The following is a 7,305-nucleotide window of genomic DNA, read 5'->3' as shown; positions in this document are numbered from 1 at the left end:
CGCAAACGCTGGACGATGCGCTGGAAACCCGCCCTGAACGCGTTCGACATCGCCTTCGACGGCCGCCTGGCCGCCGGACGCAAGTAGTTTCCTTCAACCCGAGTTACACCGCTCGTTTGACAGACCCGGTTTAGCCCGGCTTCTGTCGTACCAGCACGCCTGCGTTCGCCTTCTGTTTGGCGCGCAGGTGTGCTGGTGACGGCTGCCATCCTCGGTGTCTGCCGATGGATTTCTGCTGTTTCCTCTTTCACGGGAGTGTGGATGAGTCTGCCTGGAGTCAGACGGACAAAACGGTCGTACAGACCTGGTGGTAGGCCGCCGGTTGCCGCGGTGCTGGTGGCGGCGTTGGTCGCTTCGGTGGTGCAGGCGGTGCCGGCGATCGCTGTGGCGGCTGCGCCGATGTATCACGATCCGCGTGAGTTGTCGTCGTGGCCGAATCCGAAGCAGGAGGGCCGCAAGCACGACTCGCCGAAGGCGGCGGGTGATTTCCGGCCGTTGATGGGCGCCGATGCCGGTAAGGCCAGCTCGAAGTTCGATGCGAAGTCGTCGAAGGAGGTTGGCCGGGCGGAGAAGTCGGTCGACTACGTCAACTCCGACGGTACGCGGACGACGGTGTTGTCGAAGGTGCCGGTCAGTGTGCGGGATGACAAGGGTGCCTGGCGGCCGGTTGATACCCGGTTGACCGAGGACCGCGGTTCCAAGCGAGCCAAGACTGAGCTGCACCAGTTGAAGCCGGAGTTCGCTGCGTCCGCCGAGAATGGTGGGCTGGTGACGATGGTTCCGGGTGAGTCGGGTCAGCGGATCTCAGTCGCCCTCGAGGGTGCCAAGCGTGTTGCCCGTCAGATCAAGGATTCCAAGGCGTCCTATGTGGATGTGCTGCCGGACACCGACCTGGAGTACGAGGTCGAGCCGGGCAGCGTCAAGGAGTCCATCATCCTGAAGAAGCCCTCTGCGACCAGCAGCTGGGTGTTCCGGATGGACCTCGGTTCGCTGATTCCGTCGTTGAAGGACGACGGTGTGCTGATCAAGGACGCCGAGGGCAAGGTCGTGGCGTCGCTGCCGCCGATCGTGACCTGGGACTCCTCGGGCAGTGCCAAGGACAACAAGGCGCCTGCGCAGACCGGCGGTACCTACGCGCTGAAGCAGGACGGGAAGTCCTGGCTGCTGACGGTCTCGGTTGACCCGAAGTGGTTGAACGACAAAGCGCGCGTGTTCCCGGTCGTGGTGGACCCGACGTACACGTACGGGTTCAACAACGACGACCAGTCGATCGCGTTCAAGGCCGATGGCTACCAGTGCACCAACTGCGGTATCGCGGTCGGCAACTCGAAGTCCGGGCCTGGCGGCGGGGACTCGGTCTGGCGTACGGCGTTCCGGCATGACTTCACGCCGTTGTTCGGCAAGAACATTGTCGGTGCGCGGTATGACTTCTGGCGTAACGCGCAGACCGGGTCGATGTTGTCGTGGCAGTCGAACCTGTACCACGCCACGGCGCTGAACATCAACGGGATCGGTCAGTTCCTGGCGTCCGGGCCTATCGGTGACCGGGGCTCGATCCAATCGAAGACACTGACCGACTTCATCGCTGCCAAGGTCAACGCGCGGGACAACAGCACCTACTTCATGCTGACCGGTTCGGAGACGAGCGACTGGTCGTACAAGAACATGCAGGTCAACCTGATCGTCGACCACGGCACCGCGCCGCCGGCAGCCTCGCTGGTGAGCCCGGCGGACGGCAGTGTGCTGACGAGCCTGACGCCGACGTTGTCGGTGAGCCCGGTGAGCAACCCGTCGGGTGATGGGACGCTGTACTGCTTCAAGGTCGCGACCGGGGCCGACGGGCAGTCCGGCATCGTCGTGGATTCAGGCTGTATCACCGGCAACACTTGGACGGTCCCGCCAGGCGTGTTGACTGATGGCACGAGTTACACGTGGACCGTGCTGACCGCGCTCAGCGGTGGCGTCACGACGACGCATCCGGGCTGGACCGGGCACTTCAAGGTCAACCAGCGCATCGGTGAGACCGGTCCGGCGCCGAAGGACACGTTGGGGCCGGTGACGGTGAATCTGGCCAACGGCAACGTACACACCGAGGATGCCGGCCCGACCTTCAACACGGTCGGCGGTTCGTCCGGGTTGACGTTCAGCTACAACTCGCAGGCCAGTGAGCCGTTCGGTCTGCGTGCGTCCTACTTCAACGACACCACCCACTCCGGTACGCCGGACGCGAGCCCGGTGCTGACGCGTAACGAGCCTCAGGTCAACTCCGACTGGGGTACGGAGTCGGTGTTCGCGCCTGCCTTGGCGCAGGACTGGTTTGTTGGCCGTTGGGAGGGTTTCTTCCAGGTTCCGGTGACGGGTACTTATCACTTCGGTGGGGTGCACGCGAACGGTGCGAAGATCTGGGTCAACAACACGTTGGTGTACAACAACAAGAACGCCTCCGACGTGAACTTCGCGCTGACGAGCCAGAACGGCCTGGTCACCGAGATCGCGCTGACCGCGGGACAGCGGGTGCCGATCAAGGCCGAGCTGTACCATTCCAGCGGTCCCGGTCGGATGAAGTTGTTCGTGCAGACCAACGAGGCCTCCAACAAAGCGGTACCTCCGCAGATCGTGCCGGCGTCGTGGCTGTACACCCAGGACCTGCCCGCGTTGCCGACCGGTTGGCAGCTGGGCGCGAACCTGACCGGTGATGGTTCCACCTACACCAAGGCGCAGGTGCAGGACCAGACGATCGTCCTCACCGACGGCTCTGGCACCAAGCACACGTGGACCAAGTCCGGCACCGGCACCTACACCCCGCCCGCGGGGCAGGACGGCACGCTCGGCCTGGACACGGCAGGCAAGATCACGCTGCACGAGGGTGGCAGCGTCTACAACTTCAACGCCGACGGCACTCTCGCGTCGGAGTCGTCTGTTGTGGACAGCCACAAGCCTGCGGCGAACCTGATGAGCTGGACGGGATCGCCGTCGCGGCTGTCGCAGATCACCGACCCGGTCTCGCAGCGCTCACACAAGCTGTTCTACAACCGGCCCGGTGACGACTGCTACGCCGGTCGCACGCCTCCGGGCGGCTCGGACACGCTGCCGCCGTCGCAGATGTTGTGCCGCATCCAGTACTGGGACGGCACGCAGACCTATCTGTGGTACCGGGGCGGCATGTTTTCACGCATCGAGAACCCCGGTAACGACTTCACGGATTACGGCTTCCACGCCGACGGTGCGCTGTCCGCGGTTCGCGACTCCCGTGCGGTGGACTGGTCCGCTCAGGATCCGGCCAACCGCAACATCATCGAGACCTACACGGTCGTCAACTACGGCACGGTCGGCACCCGCAAGGGGGCGACGAGCGTGCAGGCACCGGCCCCCAACGGGCAGGCCGGTGGTCAGCGTCCCCAGCACGGCTACCGCTACGACCTGCCCAACCGGCAGACCTTTGTGGACATCGCCGGGCTCAACTCGATCTCCGGCTACGCCACGAAGGTGACCTACGACGACGCTGACCGGCAGCTGAGCTCCACCGACGCGACGGGCAAGACGACATCGACGACGTGGAACAGCAAGGACCTGCAACTCACCTCCACGGACGCTGCCGGCCGCGTGTCGTCGACGGTCTACGACCACAACGACAGGGTCACCGACAAGTGGGGACCGGCGCCGGCGAGCTGCTTCACCGGCCAGCAGCCCACGGCGGCCTGCGCGGCCACGATGCCGCACACCCGCACCAACTACGACGAGGGCATGCAGGGTCTGGCCGTGTCGTGGTGGAACAACACCAGCATGACTGGCACGGTCAAGACATACGTGACTGGTGGTCTGGGTGCCAACGGTGTGGTCGACGCTCACTTCGACGGCACCACGCCGCCGGCAGCCGGGCTGGGTGGCGCTGGGTACTCGGCGCGGCTCACCGGTGAGATCACGTTCCCGGACGCGGGTCAGTACACCCTGAAGGTCACGGGTGATGACGGCGTGCGGCTGTGGGTCGACGACCGCCTTGTGGCCGACGGCTGGAAGGACCAGGGGCCGACCCCCTACACCGGCACCTACACCCCGCCGAGCGCGGGAGCGATCAAGCGCATCCGCATCGACTACAACAACACCGGCGGTCCCGGCGACCTGCACCTGTACTGGACACGTCCCGGTGGCAGCGAACAGATCATCCCCGGCGACTTCCTGCGGCCCCGTCACGGCCAGGCCACCTCGACGGTGAAGGAAGAGTCGAACGGAGTGCCCAACGCCGTCAGCTCGACCAGCTACACCGACAACGGCATGGACGCCGGGTACGGCCTGTCCACCAGCATCACGGCAGGCGGCATGACCACCCGGAACGCGTACGAGGCTCCGGGTTCGGGGTATCTGCGCAAGACGGGCAAGACCATGCCGACCGGAGCACAGACGACCTACACCTACTACGGCGACACCGAGACGCGGGACAACCCCTGCACCACCGAAGTGGAGTCGATCAACCAGGGCGGCCTGGCCAAGCTCACCCGGCTGACCACTCCGGCTTCGGGTGCGGCACGCGCCGACGAGCAGATCTTCGATGCTTCCGGCAGGACGGTCGCCAAGGGCGCCAACGGTGTCTGGAGCTGCACCGCCTACGACGGTCGTGACCGGGTGATCTCGGTGAAGTACCCGTCGACCTCCTCGGCAGCGGAACGCACCGTCACGACGAACTACGCCGTGAACGGCGACCCTCTGGTCAGCTCGGTGTCGGACCTGAACGGCACGGTCACCACGAGGGTGGACCTCCTCGGCCGCACGGTCGAGTACACCGACGCCACCGGTGTGCGCACCGAGACCACGTACGACCTGGCCGGTCGTGCGACCTCGGAGAAGGTGACGCCACCCAACGCGGCTGACGCGGCCCAGACGATCACCTCCACCCATGACGACGCGGGCCGCGTTCTCACCGTGAAACTGGGTGCGACGGTGCTGGCCACGGTCACGTACGACGCTGCTGGCGAGGCGGCAACCGTCACCTACACCGGGGGCAGCTCCCTGGCTTCCGTCAGCAAGGACACTGCGGGCCGGGTGGTGTCGCAGAGCTGGAAGACCAGTGACAACGTGCAGGTCGACTCGACGGTGTCCCGCACTCGAGAGGGCACGATCGTCGACGAGTCTCTGGGCGGGGTGGATCCTCGTCCCGGCGCGCCGAACTACGTCTACGACGCGGTGGGCAGGCTGACCGAGGCGTGGGTGGCGGGACACCACTACACCTACGACTTCACCTCGGCCGCGAGCGCGGCGTGTCCGACGGGCACGCAGTCGAACGCGGGTCTGAACACCAACCGGGTCCGGCTGCTGGATGAGACCTCGTCCGGGGTGGCGGAGACCGGTTACTGCTACGACGCCGCCGACCGGCTGCTGGCCGCCGTGGGAGCCAACGCTGTGACCAACGTGCAGTACGACAGCAACGGCAACACCACCCAATACACCAACGGTGGAGCCACGACATTCCTGTCGTGGGACGGCGCGAACCGCAACATCGCGGTGCGCAGCACGGGCAGCGACGCGGCCGACGTCTCCTACATCCGGGACGCCACCGATCGCATCATTCGCCGGACTGCCGCCGCGGGTGACACCGCCACCGACGTCCGTTACGGCTTCACCGGTACCGGCGACACGGCCGACATCACGCTCGGTTCGGACAACCGGTTGCTGTCACGCAGCATCAGCCTGCCCGGCGGTGTGCTGTACACGTGGAAGCCGCAGGCGACCGACTGCACGGTCGACCACCCGACCGTTCGCGGCGATCTCGGGTTGACCACAGGTGCGGACGGCAAGCAGGTCGGCGCCCTGCGGACGTTCACGCCCTACGGCGATCCGCTGAAGGCCAACGGCACGGTTGACCCGGACAACGTGCCGGACAACATGCCCGGTCAGATGGACAACGGCTGGCTTGGACAGCACCAACGGCCCTACGAGCACGCCGGCGCGCTGTCGATCGTCCAGATGGGCGCACGGCCGTACAGCCCGCTGCTCGGCCGCTTCCTGACAGTCGACCCTGTCGACGGCGGATCGGCCAACGACTACGACTACGTCAACGGTGACCCGATCAACTCCAACGACCTCGACGGACGGTGCAACTGGCGCTGGAAGTTCTGGAAACAGGGCACCTGCACCCGTAGCGTGGCCCGTCGTACGTTCCACGTCGTGCGGTTCGCCCAGAACCTGCCGTTCACTGTCAACGCATACGCGTGGGGCCGGATCAACGGTGGCAAGTGCGGGTGGGCACCAGGCTTGATGGTCCACTGCATCAACATGAAGCGCGGGTACGGTGCCCGTGCGGGCATCGCAATCGGAAACGTCTTTCTCTACGGTGGTAAGGACGTCGGGCCGGCGCTCGCCGGACATGAGGCGAAGCACGCCACGCAATGGGCAATGTTCGGACCGGCATTCCCGATCTTGTACGGTGCGGCGGAACTCGTGAAGGGACGACGGTGCAACATCTTCGAGCGACTCGCTGGCGCCAGAGCAGGAAACTACACGTGCTGAGAAAGCTTGCAGTCCCGGTGGTCGCGGGCATCGCTGTGGCGGCTTGTGTGCCACAGGATCCCTTCAGCCCAATCGCGGTCGAGCTAGGGCAGCAAGGAAAGGCCAAGATCCTGCAGACCGACTGCGAGCTCCAGGAGGTCGTCAGTGTCGAAGTGATCGCGATCAACGGTGACGGGAATCTGGACGACAAGGACACCCGGATCTGGCGAGTCGGCTTCAAGTCACCTGCCAAGATCCGCGCGTTCGACGTCGGTGTGGTGCCGGAGGGAGGCGAGGAGCGCGTGCCGTGGAGCGAACCCAAGCGGGACCAAGCCCTCGTCGCGCGGATGCAGACCGCTTCGGGGATGGACCTCACCGAGGACTTCTCGCTGGGAGAGCTTGAAGGCGGCAAGATTCGGCATCATTTCAAGGCCATGACTCGGGAAGAGTTCGAGAAGGAAGCGCCCTGCGCGCTGAAGTGATCGTGAGGTGGAGTGGTACCGCGCCGCGGTCCCACTCCACCTCCACGACTCAGCCTGTTCTATGTGGCACTGCGTAGAAAGAGCGGCATGTTTCGGCGCCTCGCGAAGGTTCCTCTGGCAGTCAGAGTCCTATGTCCTGTTGTGGCGGCGGTGGCAGTTGCCGCGCTCGTCGTGGTGTTCGCCAATGAGGTGATCTCAACAGCGGAGATTCCAGCGCTGAAGGCCTGAGGATGTTCGGGGGAACGCTCGTGCAGGCGCTCTGACGTGCCGCGGGGCCTGGGAGTAGAAGGACGGGGAGCTCCTGATAGGACTGGATTTGCGAAGATCAAATCCCAGTCAGAAA

2 protein-coding genes are annotated in these 7,305 nt (G+C 65.3%); both read left to right on the top strand.

The features are described 5' to 3' along the window. The first annotated feature begins 336 nt into the window (after window positions 1-336). Window positions 337-6,501 (top strand): PA14 domain-containing protein, encoded by a 6,165-nt coding sequence (locus ABFX45_RS45580; RefSeq protein ID WP_346137327.1) that lies wholly within the window; start codon window positions 337-339, stop codon window positions 6,499-6,501. Then, on the top strand, window positions 6,495-6,962 hold the full coding sequence (locus ABFX45_RS45575; RefSeq protein ID WP_346137326.1) for a hypothetical protein: 468 nt from the start codon (window positions 6,495-6,497) through the stop codon (window positions 6,960-6,962). The genes ABFX45_RS45580 and ABFX45_RS45575 overlap by 7 nt, the downstream gene beginning before the upstream one ends. The last annotated feature ends 343 nt before the right edge of the window (window positions 6,963-7,305 follow it).

The sequence above is a fragment of the Lentzea roselyniae genome (genome assembly GCF_039537795.1).
GTDB classification, from domain to species: Bacteria; Actinomycetota; Actinomycetes; order Mycobacteriales; family Pseudonocardiaceae; genus Lentzea; species Lentzea atacamensis.
Note: the sequence above shows the minus strand (reverse complement) of the source record. Positions and strands in the feature narration are given on the sequence as shown.